General features: G+C 69.3%; 14 protein-coding genes and 2 pseudogenes. 9 read left to right on the top strand and 7 right to left on the bottom strand.

Annotated features, from left to right (window positions below; translation table 11 throughout):
* Positions 1–345: 345 nt before the first annotated feature.
* Together ACFVWD_RS33375 and ACFVWD_RS33370 are read right to left on the bottom strand one after the other, a co-directional pair.
* Positions 346–1,008 carry a TetR/AcrR family transcriptional regulator gene (locus ACFVWD_RS33375; RefSeq protein WP_389601529.1) on the bottom strand — a complete coding sequence of 221 codons (663 nt, stop codon included), beginning with the start codon at positions 1,006–1,008 and terminating at the stop codon, positions 346–348.
* On the bottom strand, positions 1,005–2,300 hold the full coding sequence (locus tag ACFVWD_RS33370) for a PucR family transcriptional regulator (RefSeq protein ID WP_389601527.1): 1,296 nt from the start codon (positions 2,298–2,300) through the stop codon (positions 1,005–1,007). Before ACFVWD_RS33370 ends, ACFVWD_RS33375 begins: the two co-directional genes overlap by 4 nt.
* 188 nt (positions 2,301–2,488) lie before the next feature.
* Between ACFVWD_RS33370 and ACFVWD_RS33365 the strand changes: the two genes are divergently transcribed.
* The 5 genes from ACFVWD_RS33365 to ACFVWD_RS33345 are packed head-to-tail and all read left to right on the top strand — an operon-like array spanning position 2,489 to position 7,365.
* Positions 2,489–3,247, top strand: a complete 759-nt coding sequence (locus ACFVWD_RS33365) for an ABC transporter ATP-binding protein (RefSeq protein WP_389601525.1) — start codon at positions 2,489–2,491, stop codon at positions 3,245–3,247.
* Positions 3,244–4,050: an ABC transporter ATP-binding protein gene (locus ACFVWD_RS33360; protein ID WP_389601523.1), complete on the top strand. Its 807-nt coding sequence runs from the start codon at positions 3,244–3,246 to the stop codon at positions 4,048–4,050. Before ACFVWD_RS33365 ends, ACFVWD_RS33360 begins: the two co-directional genes overlap by 4 nt.
* Before the next feature lie 5 nt (positions 4,051–4,055).
* Positions 4,056–4,937, top strand: a complete 882-nt coding sequence (locus ACFVWD_RS33355; RefSeq protein ID WP_389601521.1) for a branched-chain amino acid ABC transporter permease — start codon at positions 4,056–4,058, stop codon at positions 4,935–4,937.
* Positions 4,934–6,082, top strand: coding sequence for a branched-chain amino acid ABC transporter permease (locus tag ACFVWD_RS33350; protein ID WP_389601519.1), 1,149 nt, complete (start codon positions 4,934–4,936; stop codon positions 6,080–6,082). Before ACFVWD_RS33355 ends, ACFVWD_RS33350 begins: the two co-directional genes overlap by 4 nt.
* Before the next feature lie 5 nt (positions 6,083–6,087).
* Positions 6,088–7,365: an ABC transporter substrate-binding protein gene (locus tag ACFVWD_RS33345; RefSeq protein ID WP_389601518.1), complete on the top strand. Its 1,278-nt coding sequence runs from the start codon at positions 6,088–6,090 to the stop codon at positions 7,363–7,365.
* A gap of 74 nt (positions 7,366–7,439) precedes the next feature.
* Here the strand turns inward: ACFVWD_RS33345 and ACFVWD_RS33340 are convergent, their stop codons facing one another.
* Both ACFVWD_RS33340 and ACFVWD_RS33335 read right to left on the bottom strand, forming a co-directional pair.
* On the bottom strand, positions 7,440–8,249 hold the full coding sequence (locus tag ACFVWD_RS33340) for an SDR family NAD(P)-dependent oxidoreductase (RefSeq protein ID WP_389601516.1): 810 nt from the start codon (positions 8,247–8,249) through the stop codon (positions 7,440–7,442).
* Positions 8,242–8,889 carry a carboxymuconolactone decarboxylase family protein gene (locus ACFVWD_RS33335; RefSeq protein ID WP_389601514.1) on the bottom strand — a complete coding sequence of 216 codons (648 nt, stop codon included), beginning with the start codon at positions 8,887–8,889 and terminating at the stop codon, positions 8,242–8,244. Before ACFVWD_RS33335 ends, ACFVWD_RS33340 begins: the two co-directional genes overlap by 8 nt.
* A 233-nt stretch (positions 8,890–9,122) precedes the next feature.
* On the opposite strand from ACFVWD_RS33335, the gene ACFVWD_RS33330 reads away from it, so the two are divergent.
* Both ACFVWD_RS33330 and ACFVWD_RS33325 read left to right on the top strand, forming a co-directional pair.
* Entirely contained in the window at positions 9,123–10,319 is a 1,197-nt protein-coding gene (locus ACFVWD_RS33330) for a PucR family transcriptional regulator (protein WP_389601512.1), read from the top strand.
* A gap of 184 nt (positions 10,320–10,503) precedes the next feature.
* The gene (locus ACFVWD_RS33325) at positions 10,504–10,770 is read left to right on the top strand and encodes a PAS domain-containing protein (RefSeq protein WP_389601510.1); all 267 of its coding nucleotides are present in this window, start codon (positions 10,504–10,506) and stop codon (positions 10,768–10,770) included.
* Positions 10,771–10,789: 19 nt separating this feature from the next.
* On the opposite strand, the gene ACFVWD_RS33320 is transcribed toward ACFVWD_RS33325, so the two are convergent.
* Together ACFVWD_RS33320 and ACFVWD_RS33315 are read right to left on the bottom strand one after the other, a co-directional pair.
* The gene (locus ACFVWD_RS33320; protein ID WP_389601508.1) at positions 10,790–12,406 is read right to left on the bottom strand and encodes a cation acetate symporter; all 1,617 of its coding nucleotides are present in this window, start codon (positions 12,404–12,406) and stop codon (positions 10,790–10,792) included.
* Positions 12,403–12,858 carry a DUF485 domain-containing protein gene (locus ACFVWD_RS33315; protein ID WP_389601506.1) on the bottom strand — a complete coding sequence of 152 codons (456 nt, stop codon included), beginning with the start codon at positions 12,856–12,858 and terminating at the stop codon, positions 12,403–12,405. Before ACFVWD_RS33315 ends, ACFVWD_RS33320 begins: the two co-directional genes overlap by 4 nt.
* Before the next feature lie 1,273 nt (positions 12,859–14,131).
* Between ACFVWD_RS33315 and ACFVWD_RS33310 the strand changes: the two are divergent.
* Together ACFVWD_RS33310 and ACFVWD_RS33305 are read left to right on the top strand one after the other, a co-directional pair.
* Positions 14,132–14,680 (top strand): annotated as a pseudogene (locus ACFVWD_RS33310) (transposase); the annotation flags it as partial.
* A gap of 159 nt (positions 14,681–14,839) precedes the next feature.
* A pseudogene (locus ACFVWD_RS33305) lies at positions 14,840–15,214 on the top strand (DUF4097 family beta strand repeat-containing protein); the annotation flags it as partial.
* Positions 15,215–15,539: 325 nt separating this feature from the next.
* Here ACFVWD_RS33305 and ACFVWD_RS33300 read toward each other — a convergent pair.
* Positions 15,540–16,601 (bottom strand): threonine aldolase family protein, encoded by a 1,062-nt coding sequence (locus ACFVWD_RS33300; RefSeq protein WP_389601504.1) that lies wholly within the window; start codon positions 16,599–16,601, stop codon positions 15,540–15,542.
* Positions 16,602–16,614: the final 13 nt, after the last annotated feature.

The following is a 16,614-nucleotide window of genomic DNA, read 5'->3' as shown; positions in this document are numbered from 1 at the left end:
ACGCGCTTGACGCTCATCGAGCAGTCCATGAGCCGAGAGCACGGCGCGTGAAAGGTGCCTGACGGGTACACGCTCAGGTCAGGCGCCTTTCTGCGCGGGCCTGGAAGAAGCCCGACTTCTTCGGTGCGTGCGACACCAGCAGATTCGTCGTCTGCTGGTGGTACACGGGCGCCACAGCATCTGACCGAAGTCCCAGTGCTCCTCATGAAGTTCGGGGATGGCCAGGTCGTCGCCACGATGTCCATCGCGCAGCCGTTGACACCCGAGCCCTGCCGGGCGGTAGCGGGATGTGAGGTGTCGTAGGGCTTGGGCCGGTCCTGTCGCCCCAGCCGTGCGCCGGGCGTTTCAGCCGGGCGGTGCCGACAGATGGATCAGGATGCCGCACACTTCTTCCACGATCTCCCAGGCCTCCGTCTCGTCCCCGCAGTCGCCCAGCTCGCGCGCCGTCCCTCCGATGACGGTGGTAAGCACGCTCACCCGGACCCGACCTGCGCGTTGTCGCTCGTCCACTTCCAGCAGCCGGGCGTTGCGCCGTACCCATGCGCGGTCCCACTGGCGGCGCAGCGCGTCGAAGCCCGCGGGGCCATCGTCTTCCACGAGGAGCCTGCCGAGGCTCCGGTTGTCCCAGGCACCTTCCAGGTACGCCCTGGCTCCGGCCACGAAGAGGGCGATGGGGTCGTCCACGCCACGACTGCGCTCGGAGGCCAGCATGGCCGCGGTCCGGCGCTCCTGCTCCTCCCGGAACTCTTCCCAAAGGGCGAGGTAAAGTCCTTGCTTTCCGCCGTAGTGCTGGAAGAGGCTGCCCACCGGGATGCCGGAGCGTGCGGCGATCTCGATGAGACCGGCGTCGGTGTAACCGCGCTCGGTGAACACGTCCAGCGCGGCGTCCAGCAGCGCACGCCGGACCGTTCGGTTCTGCCCGGCGTGCTCCTCCGGCAGGCCCATGCCCTCCTGCCGCGGCAGCTGACGTGCCCCCTCGGTCCCGGCAGACTCCACTGTGCCGCTCACTGGCGATCCCCACCTTCTTCGGCCCCGTCGCGGATGGCGAGGGCGACCAGTAGTTCCAGGAGGTCGACGATCCGTCGCGGATTGCGGCCGGTGCGTTCCTCGATTCGGCGCAACCGGTAGTGCGCCGTGTTGTGGTGCACCCGCAGCCGCTCGGCGGCCAGTCGCAGATTGAGGTCTGCCTCCGCGAAGGCCCGTATGGTGACGGCCAGTGTGCCGCCACGTCTGCGGTCCTCTTCCAGCAGCACTCGCACCCGGGGATCGACCAGCTGCCGGGCGAGGTCGTCGGCGCGCAGCGCCAGGTAGTCGAACGGGGACAGCCGTGGCAACGCCGCCACCCCGCCCCCGCTCGGCACCAGGTCGAGGGCGGCCCGCGCCTCCTGGTAGGTGCGCGGCAGTTCCGACGCGCCCTGTGCGACCGTGCTGATGCCCATGGAGAGTGTGGTTCCCTCCCGCGCGAGCCGCCGCTGTACGGTCTCGAAGTGGGCGCATATGTCCTCCGCGGTCATGCCGGCCCGGACCACGGGCACGGCCACCACTTCGCCATGGCGCACGACGACCAAGGTTCTGCCGGCCCAGGGCCCGGCGATGCTGATCGACGCGCTGGTGGCGTACCCGTTCTCGGCCGAGGTGTAGTCCCCGGTGTGCGTGTCGCCGACGCACACCGCCACGACCGCCATCATCGGCGAGCGGAGTCCGATGCCGTACGCCTGCGCCGCGGCGAACAGCGGACCGCGCGTCGGTGCCACGCCGGCCAGGAGCTGGTCCAGGAGATCCCGGCGCTCCCGGTCCGCGTCCGCCACCACGTGCTGCTGGTACTCGACGTACGCCTGCGCGGCATGGGTGCTGGCGTAGTCGACGTACCGCATCAGCGGGGTGACCAGGGACAGCGCGGCCTGCTGGGCCTCGACGGACGCGCCCGCGCAGTCCAGCAGCGCATCCCACAGCACCTGCCGGCCGACCCGGAAGGCACTGATCCAGTCCTCCAGGGCGAAGCCCGCGCGTGCTCGGCGCATCGCTGCCGCGCGGCTGAAGACCAGGTCTTCGGGAGCGATGTCGCGGTCGCCGGCCAGGGCCGCCAACTGCATCCGGTAGTGCTCGAGCACTTGCCCCTGTACCTCGTCGAAGAAGAGCTCGTCCTGCAGTGCGTACGACGGGATCTCCGCGCGCATCACGTCGACGGCGGTCTCCGCCACCTCCTCGACCCGGTCGTGGACGGCGTGCAGGATCCGCCGCCGCTCCCGGAGCAGCGGTTCGGAGAGTTGGGGAGCGCCCAGGGCAGGACCATGAGGCATGGTGCCGATCGTCGCCGTCCGCCTAGTGCTCCGTCAACAGGCTCGGCGTGAGACATCCCCCGGCACCTGGGCGCGGCGCACAGTTCGACGCCCCAGAAGTTGGGTGCTCACACCCAATGTGCGCTTGGAACGCCCCCACCTACTGTGACGCTCGCCCACCCCCCAGCACCTCGGAAGGGGCGTCACTCATGCTCGCGGTCGAAGGTATCACCGTGCGCTTCGGCGGGATCACGGCACTGGACGGTGTCTCTTTCACCGTCGAGCCGGGCACCTCCGTAGGGCTCATCGGGCCCAACGGAGCCGGCAAGACCACCTTGTTCAACTGCCTCACCCGGCGCTGCGCTCCTGACGGGGGAGACGTGCGGTTCGAGGACGAGGACCTGCTCGCCCTCCCTCCGCACGCCGTGGCCGGGCGCGGCATCGCCCGCACCTTCCAGAACCTGGGCCTGTTCCCACGGCTCACGGTCCGGGAGAACGTCATGGTCGGCGCCCACAGCCGGGGGCGCACCGGACACCTCGCCGCGGCGCTCCGGTTGCCCCGCGTCCGGCGGGAGGAGAGGGAACTACGTGACCAGGCGGACGACTTGCTACGGCGGCTCGGCCTGACGGATGTCGCCGACCACCCCGCCTCCGGGCTGCCGTTCGGCACACTCAAACGCGTCGAACTCGCCCGGGCGCTCGCGGTACGGCCTCGGCTGCTGTTGCTCGACGAACCCGTCAACGGGCTCAGTCACGGCGAGGTCGACCAATTCGCGGATCTGGTCCGGTTGGTGCGCCAGGAGTTCGACCTCACGCTGGTGGTGGTCGAACACCACATGGGGTTCGTGATGGGCCTGTGCGACAGGGTGATCTGTCTCGACTTCGGCCGCAAGATCGCCGAGGGCTCTCCGGAGGAGATCCAGCGCGACCCGGCGGTCGTCGAGGCGTACCTGGGGGTGGCCGCATGACCGAGTCCACCACCGACCGCACCGAGGTCGCGGCGAGTGCGGAGCCGGATTTTTTGAAGGTGTCCGATCTGTATGCCGGATATGGCCAGGCCCGCGTGCTGCAGGGCCTCGACTTCTCCGTCGCCCGCGGTGAGGTGTGCGCGATCCTCGGACCCAACGGCGCGGGCAAGACCACGACGCTGCGGGCGCTCTGCGGCATGGTCCGCGGCCGCGGCTCGGTCACCTTGAACGGCACGGAACTGCTGGGCCGCTCGCCCGAGCAGGCCGCCAGGCTCGGCGTGGCACATGTGCCCGAGGGCCGGGGCACCTTCAACGACCTCACCGTCGAGGAGAACCTGCGCATCGGCGCCCATCTGCGCACCGGCCCCCGGCGGCGGGGCCGCGCCGAGCGTGCGGCCGTGGTGGCCGACCTGGAACGGATCTACGGCTACTTCCCCAAGCTGCGCCAGCGGCTGCGACAGGCCGCCGGCAGCCTCAGCGGCGGCGAGCAGCAGATGCTCGCCATCGGCAGGGCACTGATGCTGCGGCCCTCACTGCTGCTCCTGGACGAGCCGTCCCTGGGCCTCGCACCGCTGGTGACCCGCGAACTGTTCCAGATCGTCCGTGCCGTCAACGAGGAGGAACGCACCACTGTGGTCGTCGTCGAGCAGAACGCCCAGCTCGCGCTGGACATCGCGCACCGGGCCCACGTACTGGAGGCCGGCCGCCTGGTGCTGTCCGGACCGGCCGCGCAGATCCGCGAGGACGGGCAGGTCGCCGAGGTGTACCTCGGTGTCTCCGTCGGCTCCCGGAAGGCCGGGTGAGCGCCGTGACCGATCTTCTCCAGCAGGTGGTGGAAGGACTGGGTTCCGGCGCGGTGTACGCCAGCCTGGCGTTGGCCCTGGTGCTGATTTACCGGTTCACGGGGATCGTCAACTTCGCCCAGGGCGAGCTGGCCATGCTGTCGACGTACGTCGCCTGGCAGCTGGTGGCGTCCGGGATGCCGTTCTGGCTGGCGCTGCCGGTCACCCTCGCGGTGTCCTTCGCCGGCGGCATGCTGGTCGAGCGGATCGTCATCCGCCCCGTGCAGGGCGCGCCCGAGCTGACGGTGGTCATCGTCACGGTCGGCCTGTTCATCTTCGTCAACGCGTTGGCCGGCCTGATCTGGTCGTTCACCGTGAAGGACTTTCCGCAGCCCTTCCCCGACGGCGGACTCGACCTGGCCGGGGTGCGCGTGGACTGGTCGACGCTCGGGATCACCGGGGTGGTGGCCCTCGTGATGGGCCTGCTGTACCTGCTGTTCCAGCACACATCTGTCGGCCTGGTGATGCGGGCGGTCGCCTGCAATCCGGCCTCCGCCCGGCTGTCCGGCATCCGGGTGGGCCGAGTGCTGATGTTCGGCTGGGGGCTGGCCGCGACGGTCGGCGCGGTGTCGGGTGTGCTCGTCGCCCCGGTGCTGTTCCTGGAGCCCAACATGATGGGCGGGGTGCTGATCTACGCGTTCGCCGCGGCGACCCTCGGGGGCTTCGACAGCCCGGTCGGTGCGGTTGTCGGAGGCCTGTTCGTGGGCGTCGCCGAGACGCTGACCGGGGCGTACGTGGACGTGATCGGTGCCGATCTGAAGGTGGGAGTCCCCCTGGTGATCATTCTGGCGGTGCTGCTGGTGCGGCCCCAAGGCCTGTTCGGGCGGGCGGCGGTGGAGCGCGCATGAACACCATCACAGCGGCACTCGGCACCGACCGGGTCCGGCGGCTGCGGGCCGCGCTCACCGTGCTGCTCGCGGCGGCAGTCGCCGGCTACCTACCGTTCTACTTCGCACCCTTCCAGGTCTTCCAGCTGACCATGGTGCTCCTGTACGCCGTGGCGCTGGCCGGCCTGAACCTGCTCGTCGGCTTCGGCGGGCAGATCTCACTCGGGCACGGCGCGTTCTTCGCGGCGGGGGCCTACACGACGGCGGTCATGCTCGACCGGTACGACACCGGCCACCTGGCCACACTGCCGGTCGCGGCCGCCGGATGTTTCCTCCTGGGCCTCGGGTTCGGAGTGCCCGCCCTGCGGCTGCGCGGGCTGTACCTGGCCCTGGTCACCCTCTCGTTCGCGGTTTTCCTGCCGCCCTTGCTCAAGCGGCTCGAACCGGTGACAGGCGGCTCCATGGGCCTCACCGTGGACAAGCTGCAGCCGCCCATGTGGAGCGGCCTGGCCGAGGACCAGTGGATGTACTTCGTCGTCCTCGCCGTCTCCGCGGTGGCTCTGCTGCTTGCCCGCAACCTGCTGCGGTCCCGGGTCGGCCGGGCAATGCTCGCCGTACGGGACAACGAGAGCGCCGCCGAGGTCATGGGCGTGCGGCTGTCGCTGCACAAGACCCTCGCCTTCGCATGGAGCGCGATGTTCGCGGGTGTCGCCGGGTGTCTGTACACCTGGGTGATCGGCTTCGTCTCGCCCGACTCCTTCAGCTTCGTGCTGTCCATCACCCTGCTGGCCGGCCTGGTGGTCGGGGGGCTGGCCTCGCTGTACGGACCCCTGCTGGGCGCGGCGTTCGTGATGTATGTGCCGAGTGTGTCCCAGGACGTCAGCGAGGCGGCACCGGGATTGGTGTTCGGCCTGCTGATCATCACGGTGATGTTCGTGGCCCCGACGGGACTGGCCGGTCTGCCGGGCCGTGTCCTGGGTGCAGTCGCCCGTCGCCTGCCACGCGCCACCGCCGCCCTCGACCGGACGCCCCAGGCCGAATCCGCGCCCGATGCGGAGCCGAAGTCCCGGGCCGAATCCGGGCCCTTCGCGACCCGCACCCCTGCGTACCCCGCAGTTGTCGACGCCGAACCCGTGGGCGCACCGCCCCGCACGGAAAAGGAATGAATCACATGCGCAAAACGACCGCTCTGCGGGCGGCCGCGGCCGCGACCGCCGCCCTGCTCACCGCGACCGCCTGCAGCAGCCAGCGAGGGCAGGACGGCCAGGACACCGCCGCCGCCGGTGCGTGCAAGGGCCAGCAGACCACCGGCATCACCGACAAGACCATCAAGCTGGGTGGGATCTACCCGCTGTCGGGACCTGCCTCCGCGTACGGCACGATCAGCAAGGGCGTGGCCGCCTACTTCAAGAACGTCAACGACAAGGGTGGCATAGACGGCCGCAAGGTGCAGTTCATCATCCGCGACGACGGCTACCAGCCGCCCAAGGCGGTCGAGGAGGCCCGCAGACTCGTCGAGCAGGAGAAGGTCTTCGCCGTGTTCCAGACCCTGGGCACCCCGTCCACGGCAGCCGTGTGGGACTACCTCAACAAGCAGAAGGTGCCGCAGCCCTTCGTCGCCACGGGTGCCTCCGTCTGGGGCATGGACGACAAGCACCCCTGGACCATCGGCTGGCAGCCCAACTACGTGGCCGAGGCACGAGTTTACGCCAAGTACCTCAAGGCGGAGAAGCCGAAGGTCAAGGTCGCGGTCCTCTACCAGAACGACGACTTCGGCAAGGACCTGCTCGGCGGGTTCAAGAAGGCCGTCGCCGGCAGCGGCATCAAGGTGGTCGCCGAGGAGAGCTACGAGGTCACCGACCCTTCGGTGTCGGCACAGATGGCGAACCTCTCCCGTTCCAAGGCGGATGTGCTGCTGGACGTCACCACGCCGAAGTTCGGCAGCCAGGCCCTCGCCGCCGATGCCAAGAACACCAAGTGGAACCCGCTGCACATCGTGAACAACGTGGCCTCGTCAGCCGCCGTACTCCAGCCCGTCGGCTTCAAGAACGTGCAGGGCGTGGTCTCGGCGACCTACTTCAAAGACCCCGCCGACCCGCAGTGGGCCGACGACGCCGAGATGAAGACGTACAAGGAAGCGCTGCACAAGTACGCCCCCGACGCCGACCCGGCCAACCAGTTCAACGCCTACGGCTGGGCCGTCGCCTCCAGCCTGCACAAGGCCCTGGACTCGATGAAATGCCCGACCAGGGAAGGACTGCGGGACGCGGTGCGCAACCTGAAGAACGTCAAGGTGGGCCTGCTGCTGCCCGGGGTCGCCATGACCACGGGGCACGGCGACGCCTTCCCGCTCGAGACGATGCAGCTGATGCGGTTCAAGGGCGTGCGGTGGCAGCTGTTCGGCAAGCCGGTGGACACCCGCAAGGAGTTCGGCCCGCTGGTGAAGTGAGCCGGTGGGGGCGGTCCCGGTCGATGCCCTGACCCGGGGGACCGCCCCCACCTCGTCACCGGAGCTCGGAGTGCTCAGACGGCGTTCAATCCTCCGTCCACCACCAGGCTCTGCCCGGTGATGTAAGAGGCGCGGTCGGAGAGCAGGAAGGTGACGGCTTCGGCCACCTCCCAGGCGGTGCCCTGGCGTCCGAGCGGTATGCGGGCGAACGAGGTGGAACGCGACGCCCGACGGGCCGAGGCCTCACGGCCCATCGGGGTGTCGATCAGGCCTGGGACGACCAGGTTGGCGCGGATCCCGCGCGGCCCACCCTCCTTGGCGACATGGCGGGTGAGACCGAACAGGCCTGCCTTGGAACTGTCGTAGGCGGGCGAGTCGGTGGCCGCGCGCAGCCCGGCCACCGAACCGACGAAGACGATCGATCCTCCGTCGACGATCGCGGGCAATCCGTACTTGGCGGCGAGGAAGGGGGCGCTCAGGTTGAGCGAGAGCACGCGTGCCCACTGCTGCGGTGAGGTGTCCGCCAGGCCCGCGCCGAGGCCGATGCCCACGTTGACCACCATCGCGTGGAGCGCGCCGAGTTCGCGGACGGCCCCGGCGACCATGGCCGAGGACTGGCCGGGATCCGTGGCGTCACCGACCACGGGGAGGCCATGGGCGCCCTCCTCACCGACCAGGGCGGCGGTGGTCGCCGCGGCGGCGGGGGAGATGTCGGCGCAGGCCACGGAGGCTCCCTCGCGGGCGGCGAGCACGGCCACCGCCCGACCGTTGCCCACCGGGGCCTTCGGATCCTCGCTGGGGCGGGTGCCCGCGCCGATGACCAGTACGCTCCGGCCGGTCAGGAGGCCGACCGGGTGGGTTGCGGTGTGCCGGGGCTCAGGCATCGCCGTGCACCCCTTCCGCCCCGTCCTCGCAAGCCGGGGTGGGCGCGGGCAGAGTCTCCTTGTCGTAGCCGGGCTCGAGCCGGGTACCGGCGGAGTTCAGGAAGAACGCGACCATGTGGTACTGACCGACGAGCATGGTGATTTCGATCAGCTGTGCCTCGTCGTGGTCGGCGGCGAGCGCGGACCAGGTGGCAGCGGCCAGGCGTGCGTCCCGGTGCAGTTCGTCGGCGGCACGCAGCAGACGGGCGTCGGCCGCCGTCCACCCTTGAGCGTCCGGGCCCGCGCCGATTCGCTGGATCTCCTCGTCGCTGACTCCGACGGCCCTGGCCAGCGGTACGTGCCGCCCCCATTCGTAACCGGCTCGGGTGTTGCACGCGGTGCGCAGGATCAGCAGCTCCCGGGTCCGGTCCGACAGACGGCCGTCGCGCAGCAGATGGCTGCCGAACGGCAGGAAGTGCCGGAAGAGGCCGGGGTGCCGTACCAACGTGGTGAAGACGTTGGCGAGGTGGCCGTCGGCGTCCCGGGGAATCGGGGCGAGCAGCTCCTGGGTGGACGCATCCCAGCCGTCCTCGGGCAGTGGCGCGAGGCGCGGGGCGGTGGCGGCGGCGCGGTCGGGTCGGTGACGGTGCTCGTCGGTCATGGAGGTCTCCGCATTGTTCGTCACTGTTCGGCAGGGTGGGTCGGTAGCACGAGGGCGGGTCTGAGCACGGTCGATCGGTGCCTTGTTGCGTGCGCGCCGATGCGCTCCTTCCGCCGCCGTACCACTGTGCTTTCGGGGACGGGTGGCTGTCGACGGCTCCCCGGCCAAGGCCGGAGGGCGGCATATTGTTCAGTTGCACAACGACCGGTGCCACAGGGGCGGAGGTGAGGTCCATGCCCGGGCAGTCGGGCGCGACGGCGCCCCTCGAACGGGTCATCGCCGCGATGGCCGCGAAGCAGTGGAACGTGGGCGGGCGGTTGCACGCGGAGCTGACGGACCACATCCCGTCCTACCGCGCGGTCCCGCGGGAACTCCTGGACCAGATCTGGCAGCGGCACTTCCAGCGGGCGCTCGCGGTGGTGCGAGAAGGGTCGGTGCCCGCGCCGGAGGACTTCGACGAAGCGGACGTGGCCCGGGACCGGGTCACCCGAGGCGTGCCGCTCAGCGACGGGCTCCGCGCGTTCCGCCGGGCGCTGAGCGCGATACGGGATCTGTTCATCGCCGAGGCGACCGAGCGCGGACTGGACCCCGGCGTCATCGTCGACCGCACCAAGTGTTTGTGGGAGCTCGCGGACGTCGCGAGTGTGCGGATTGCCACTGTCCACCGGCAGGCGGAGGTCGCCTCCGCCCTGTTCGATGCCCGCCGCCGCGCCGACTTCCTGCGTGGACTGCTCTACGGAACGCTGAGAGCGGCGGAGATCCACAGCGGAGCGGCGATCTACGGACTGGACCTGTCGCGGCCGTACCGGGCGATCAGAGCCGTCCCGAACGGCAAGGTCGGTCCGGACGCGCTGGAACGCTCCCTGGAGTCCCACGGCCGCAGGAACGGAGGGTGCGCGCTGCTCACCGTACTGGACGAGGCTGTCGCCGGGGTGGTCGAGGCAAAGCCGGAGATCGGTGACCTGGAGGTGACGGCGGGGCTCGGCCCGCCGACGGACCTGGCCGCGGCGCACGGCTCCTTCCGTGCCGCCGGCAGGCTGTTGGAAGCCGCCCGTGCGTACGGTCTGCGCGGTGTGTACGACCTGAGCGACCTGTCCTGGCGGGTGGCGGTCGTCGCCGAACCGGAACTCGCCGAGTTGCTGCTCGACCGATATCTGCGCCCGCTGGAGGCGGAGGGGGAGTTCGGCGCGCTCATCGAGGAGTCGGTGCGGGGATACCTGGAGTGGGGACGGCACATCCGTGAAGTCGCCCGGCGCGCACACGTCCATGTCAACACCGTCCGCTACCGGCTGCGCCGTTTCGAGGAGCTGACCGGCACCAGCCTCGACGCACCCGACACCTCGGTGGAGCTCAGCTGGGCTCTGGCGGCACGCGAGCTGGGGACACCTCCACGAGGTCCGGCAGGACCTGCTCATGGCGGAGTCCCATAGTGGTGGTTCACGGATAGTGGTGGTTCACGGACGTTTCCGATTTCACCGTCACCTCGTGCGAGCTCTCGAGGTCCGGACGCGCTGTCGATCGCGCCCTGTTCATCGTGTCCCGCTTTCGTGATGTGCGGGCCACCATGCCTGCCGTAATCCGTGTACAAGGTGGTGTCCAGCGGTGGAGGGGCGGATGAAGGAGTTCAGCGAAAGCCACGACGATCCTTTCGTCCTGCACCTCGCCGCCTTGGCCGTGCTCGACGACCGGGGAGCCGTGGCCGGATGGAGCCGGCGGGCCGAGGAACTGCTCGGCCATCCGGGCACAGCCGTGATCGGTCGTCCGGCTTTCGAGGTCTTTGTCGATCCCCGCGATCGGCCGGCCGTCAGGGAGGAAGGTGCCGCAAGACGGGACTTGCCCCCTGGGCGGACCACGGCGGCGGCACCGAGGCCGCTCGCGTAGCCCGCCCCCGCCCGCGTGGTCATTCGGCTGCGGCGAGCAGCCGTGCCTCGCTCTCCTCGTAGAGCCGCCGGTACTCGCGGCTGTCGGCGGCGCGGCGCCGGTGGTCCATACGGCTGCCCAGCCAGCCCACCAGGTAGCCGAACGGGATGGAGACCAGTCCGGTGGACTGCATGGGGAACAGGTCGAAGTGGGCGTTCGGGAAGACGGCGGACGGCGTGCCCGAAACGGCCTTGGAGAAGACCATCAGCAGCAGCGCGCAGGCCGCGCCGCCGTAGAGGGTGGCGAGCAGGCCGGTTTGCGTGAATCCTCGCCAGAACAGGGAGTAGGTGAGGGCGGGTGCCACCGCCGATGCCCCGATGCAGATGGCCAGAGTGGTCAGTACGCCGACGTCCCAGTTCTGGACCAGGGTGGAGAGCCCGATGGCAGCGGTTCCCACGGCCACACACGTCCATGCCGCCACCGTCATCTCCGTGCGCGGCTTCGCCTGTCCCCGCAGCGCTGCATGGGCGAACAGGTCGTGGGCGAGCGACGAGGCCGCGGCCAGGGTCATCCCTGCGACCGACGACAGTAGGGTGATGAACACGGTGCCCGCCACAGCCGCGTAGAGAATCGTCGCGCCTGCGGAGGCGGGGGCCCCGCCGAGTACCTGCGACAGCATGAGCACCGACGTTCTGCCGTGCGGGTCGGCTGCGGTGATATACCGCGATCCCACCAGCGCCGCCGCGCCCGTACCGATGATGATCACAAGCAGGCAGAACGCGGTGACCGTGCCGACTGCCCACGACATGGAGCGACGCACGGCCGGCACGTCCCGCGCGGAGTACAGACGCATCGTGATGTGGGGCAGGCAAGCCACGCCGAGGACCACGGTGATCTGGAGACCGACGAAGTCCAGCCGGTCAACGGCCGAGGTGCCCAACTGAAGGCCCTGACGGAGGAAGGCGGGGCCCGCGCCGCTGCCGTGCTGGGCGGCTCTGAGGACGTCGCCGGGGCTCCAGTCGAAGCGGTTCAGGACGAGAGCGGCGACGACGACGCTGGTGCCGAGCAGGAGCACAATCTTGATCATCTGAATGAGCGCGGTTCCTCTCATACCGCCGAGCGCCGCGTAAATGATCATCAGGCTGCCGACGATGACGATGCACGCCGTCCTGGCGCCCGCCACGTGCGGGATGTTCAGGATGAAGGTGAGCAGCGACCCGGCCCCGGAGAGCTGGACGACCAGGAAGGGCAGGGTCGCGGAGAGCGTCACCACGCAGGCGGCGATACGCACGGCCCGCCCGGGCATGTTGCGGGCCAGGACGTCGCCCATGGTGAACCTGCCTGCGTTGCGCAGGGGTTCGGCCAGCAGGAACATCAGCAGCACCAGCGACAAAGCGGTGCTGACCGCGAGGACATAGCCGTCGTATCCGGCGAGCGCGATGATGCCCGTGGTGCTCAGCACCGTGGCCGCCGAGATGTAGTCGCCCGCGATCGCCAGGCCGTTCTTGAGCGGGGTGAGCGAGAGGTAGCCGGTGTAGAAGTTCGTCAGGTCGTCGCGGTCCGGTCCCGCCATCACGCACATCAGCAGCGTGACGGTGACCAGCGTGGTGAACAGAATCAGGACGGTGGCCTGCGTCCCGGAGTTGAAGTCGTTCATCTCGCCGCCTCCGGGTTCCGGCTGGTGGGGACCGTCCGCTCCCTGACGGCGCGGGCCAACGGATCCACCGAGCGTTGTGCGCTGCGTCCGTACCAGAAGACCGCCGCGAAGGTGACGACGAGTTGGAGGACCCCCAGGGCGATTCCCAGGCTCAGCTCTCCGGTGATCTTGGCCTCCATCAGGCCAGGCGCATAGCAGGACAGCACGACATACACCACGAAGGAGCCGAGCGCGGCGAGCGTGGAGATCCGGCGGAGCAGGCGGTAGGCCGAGCGCAGGGCGGCGAGGTCGGCACTGCGCCGGTGAGTCTCGTGCGCGTACGGCTCACCCCAAGGGGCTTGACCGTACGACCCGTACCGAGGGGCGTCGTACCCGTACGACGGGCGCGCGGTGTGGGGCAGCGGCCATCCCGTTGGTGATTGCGGGTACTGGTTCTCGTCGGCGTATGTCATCGCCTGGCCTTCCGCTTCGGCTCGGATCCGTGGAGGTGAACTGGGAGGAATGGTTTTGGCGGCGCACGATACCGACTGGTTGGAATGCCTGTAAGTCCACCATGGGTTACGTTTCGGGGTCGGTGCGGTTGCCCGGCAAAGCTCGGCTCGCGCACTCGCCGGATCGCCTCCGCGGGAACGGCCTGCGCCAACTCGATCACCAACACCGGACCGATCGGGCCCGGAGCCTGTCCAGTCAGTCCCGTCGCTCCACTCCATTACTCACTGTGCCAGTCCTTCCGCACCCGGACCCGGCCCATGTCCGTCAGGTGGTACTGGTGGAACCAGATCGAGTGGTACTCCAGTGTCTTTGGCCTGGGCGAGTACGGCATTCGAGGTGCTGGGGAGCTCAAGATTCACTTGGCAGAGTGGTGCCCGTTCGTCAGTGGGCGCCGGGACAGTAGTTGAAGACGAGTGGCCCGTCTCGTCCACCCTCCGGTGAGCTGAGGATGTAACCGGGCGTGACAGCCCCGTCTATCTGACCGGGCCTTCTTCTTCTCCTGGCTGATCGTCGGGCATGTATTTTGCGGAGGTCGGTGCGGAGGAGAGCGACCTGAGCGAGAAGACTTGTGAAGGTCGATCCCCATGGTGATCACGCGCATCCTGACCTGGTGCTCGAAGCGGCAGAAGTGTGCGGTGGGCGCCCTGACTTGAAGTTGCGGTCTCACACATTCATGCCTCTGTTGAGCCACACCGCACGGGTGCCGGTCGGCGGCGGCACGCTCATCATGAGCCGGCCCGAAGGGCGGCAAGGAGCTGTGCGAGCCAGTGCCGACCGGCTCCCTGGACGCCACGGCTGCCGACCGAGCATCTGGGGTCAATCCAACAAGTCAGGAGCACGGCGCCCGAGTTGGACGCTCAGTCCATCCGGGACTGTGCTCTGCGCATCGTGCAGACCCTGGGCCTGGCGCTATCCACAGATGACCTGAGCAGGCTCCTCACCGAACTCATGGCCCCTGGGGTGGCCCCGCTCCCAGAAAGCCCTCGGTACCTCACCCGAGAGGCATCCTGGGCAACTGGAGAGAGTCAGTGCGCAGGCGCTCGACCAGAGCCGCCCAGACTTCCCTACGTTGTTCCGCGGGAAGCGGTGAGCCCTTCGTATGGTTCATCCACCCAGGGGTGTCGGGTGTGGCTTTCAAACTTCTGCCACTTGATGCGTCCATCGATTGGCCGCCCGACGCCTCACGATGACTCGGCTGCCAATCAGGAATTGCGAATGATCGCTTCGTAGGGAATCGGCAGCGAGGTCGTCCGTCGGGAGGGCACAGCAGCACACCGCACGGAGGTACCACATGACCGCGATCTGGGCCGAGACCACGACGACGGAACAGTCGCGCGGGTCGCGGCGATCGACATCCCCAAGGCATCCGGGATGGTCTGCCTGCGCGTCCCGCACCACACCATCGAGGGTCGGCGCGTCCAGCAGGTTCGGACGGTCGCCTCGACCACCAACGCGATCCTGGAACTCGGCGACCGGCTGGTCTGCCAGGGCGTCGAGCGGGTCGTCATGGAAGCGACGGGATCGTACTGGCGCCCGTTCTGCTACCTGCTGGAGGCACGCGGACTGGCCTGCTGGCTCGTCAACGCGCGCGATGTGAATAACGTCCCCGGGCGTCCAAAGCCCGACAAGCCGGACACGGTCCGGCTGGCCAAGCTCGCCGAACGCGGCAGGGTCCGGGCCTCGTTCGTCCCGACGAAGGCCGTCCGGCAGTTGCGGGATATCACCCGCACCCGCACCGCGTTCGTCCAGGAACGCACTCGCTTCAAGCACCGGGTGGACAAGGCTCTCCATGACGCGAAGATCAAACTGTCCGGCGTCGTCTCGGACCTGTTTAACCTGGCCAGGAAGAAGGCCGCCCTCATCGAGGCCCTGACCGGGCAGTTCGAGGACCACCACGCCCGCCTGCTTCGGGTGCTGCTGGGCACCGTCGACCATCTCACCGAGTTTCGGGGCGTCGGACGGCTCGGCGACGTCGCCTTCGAGGGCGCGCAGGGCTCGGTCAAGCTCGACGAGGCCGAGAGCGCCCGCCTCAGCCTCCTCGTCGGCGACGTCTCGGTCGGCCGCCTGGGCGGTCCCGCCGAGATCAGCACCCAAAAGGGCGACATCCGCATCGCCGAGGCCGTGTGCGGCACGGTAGTGCTGCGCACCGAGTCCGGCGAGGTGTCTGTCGGCGCCGCCCGCGGAGTCTCCGCCTCCCTGGACACCGGCACCACCTACGGCCGGATCCACAACGCACTCAAGAACACCGAAGGCGCCGCCGGCCTGAACATCCGTGTGACCACCGCCTACGGCGACATCACCGTCCGCAGCCTCTGAAGGAGCACCCATGCCGCCGCCCCGTGGGCGACGCCAGCGAACAACGGGTCATCCTCGCCCGCCGTGCCGAAGGTCGGTCGATGCGCGAAATCGCCACAGGGGCCGGCGCTCGATCGGCGTCGTCCACGCAAACCTCACCCCGGCCGACAGCTGAGCCTCGGCGAGACCGACGGCTACTGGTCCACGCGTGCAGGTTCGTTGCTACTGGAGCGGCCACGAGTCGCGGCCGGGACCGGCTTGTCTCCTCCGAGGGCCGGCCCTGTGCCTCGCGGTTCCCCCTTGCCTGTGGCGTCGGTGTGACCGAGACGTTTCCCCCGGCCGTTGGTCAGCGGGTGTGGCGGCGGACCGCGTCGAGTAGCTCGTCGATGTCGTCGGCGCTGTGGGAGAAGGCGGTGACGAACCGGACGATCCCCGGTTCCCAGCGGTCGTGGTAGAAGGCGTAGCCCTCGGCGAGGAGTCCTTCGGTGACCTGCTGGGGCAGGCGGCAGAAGAGGATGTTGGCCTGTGGCGTGGCCAGAAGGCCGGTGCCGGGGATGGCTTTGAGGCCGTCCCCGAGCCGGGTGGCCATCGCGTTGGCCTGGCGGGCGTTGCGCAGCCACAGGCCGTCGGTGAGGTACGCGTCGATCTGGGCCGTCTGGAAGCGCATCTTGGAGGCGAGCTGGCCGGCGCGCTTGCCACGGAAGGCGAGTTCGTTGGCGAGCGTGGGGTCGAAGGAGACGATGGCGTCGGCGGTCATCGCGCCGTTCTTGGTGGCGCCGAAGGACAGCACGTCGATGCCGGCCTTCCAGGTCATCTCGGCCGGGGTGGAGCCGAGATGGTCCAGAGCGTTGGCGAAGCGCGCGCCGTCCATGTGGACGCGCAGTCCCGCGTCCTTGGCGATGGCGGACAGACGGCGGATCTCCTCCAGGGTGTAGACGCTGCCGCTCTCGGTGGCCTGGCTGATGCTCAGCGCGGACGGCTGCACGCTGTGCACGTCACCGGCCCGGCGGCGCACCGCCGCCTGCAGCGCTTCGGGGTCGATCTTGCTGTCGGAGCCCGGGACACCGACGAGCTTGGCGCCGTTGGTGAAGAACTCCGGAGCGCCGCATTCGTCGGTGTTGATGTGGCTGCCGGGGTGGGAGAGCACGCTGCCCCACGGCGGGGTGAGGGCGGCCAGGCTCAGGCCGTTGGCGGCGGACCCGGTGGAGACCGGGAAGACGTCGACGTCCCGCTCGAAGATCTCACTGAGCCTGCGGCGGGCGCTGTCGGTGAAGGGGTCGTTGCCGTACGGCAGGACCTGCCCGGCGGCCGCGTCGGCGACGGTCCGGGCTATCTCAGGGGATGCCCCGGCCATGTTGTCGCTGATGAAGGCACGGCTGGAGGGGGTGGTGGCGATGGTGGTGCTCATGGCGGGGTCTTCC

Origin of the sequence: Streptomyces sp. NPDC058086, assembly GCF_042885015.1 — a bacterium.
GTDB lineage: Bacteria > Actinomycetota > Actinomycetes > Streptomycetales > Streptomycetaceae > Streptomyces.
This window is presented reverse-complemented; position numbering and strand designations above follow the sequence as displayed.

Coding starts and splice junctions, on each gene's coding strand:
- ACFVWD_RS33370 (WP_389601527.1), bottom strand. CDS start 2,300: ATGCCTCATGGTCCTGCCCTGGGCGCTCCCCAACTCTCCGAACCGCTG.
- ACFVWD_RS33365 (WP_389601525.1), top strand. CDS start 2,489: ATGCTCGCGGTCGAAGGTATCACCGTGCGCTTCGGCGGGATCACGGCA.
- ACFVWD_RS33360 (WP_389601523.1), top strand. CDS start 3,244: ATGACCGAGTCCACCACCGACCGCACCGAGGTCGCGGCGAGTGCGGAG.
- ACFVWD_RS33350 (WP_389601519.1), top strand. CDS start 4,934: ATGAACACCATCACAGCGGCACTCGGCACCGACCGGGTCCGGCGGCTG.
- ACFVWD_RS33345 (WP_389601518.1), top strand. CDS start 6,088: ATGCGCAAAACGACCGCTCTGCGGGCGGCCGCGGCCGCGACCGCCGCC.
- ACFVWD_RS33340 (WP_389601516.1), bottom strand. CDS start 8,249: ATGCCTGAGCCCCGGCACACCGCAACCCACCCGGTCGGCCTCCTGACC.
- ACFVWD_RS33335 (WP_389601514.1), bottom strand. CDS start 8,889: ATGACCGACGAGCACCGTCACCGACCCGACCGCGCCGCCGCCACCGCC.
- ACFVWD_RS33330 (WP_389601512.1), top strand. CDS start 9,123: ATGCCCGGGCAGTCGGGCGCGACGGCGCCCCTCGAACGGGTCATCGCC.
- ACFVWD_RS33325 (WP_389601510.1), top strand. CDS start 10,504: ATGAAGGAGTTCAGCGAAAGCCACGACGATCCTTTCGTCCTGCACCTC.
- ACFVWD_RS33320 (WP_389601508.1), bottom strand. CDS start 12,406: ATGAACGACTTCAACTCCGGGACGCAGGCCACCGTCCTGATTCTGTTC.
- ACFVWD_RS33315 (WP_389601506.1), bottom strand. CDS start 12,858: ATGACATACGCCGACGAGAACCAGTACCCGCAATCACCAACGGGATGG.
- ACFVWD_RS33300 (WP_389601504.1), bottom strand. CDS start 16,601: ATGAGCACCACCATCGCCACCACCCCCTCCAGCCGTGCCTTCATCAGC.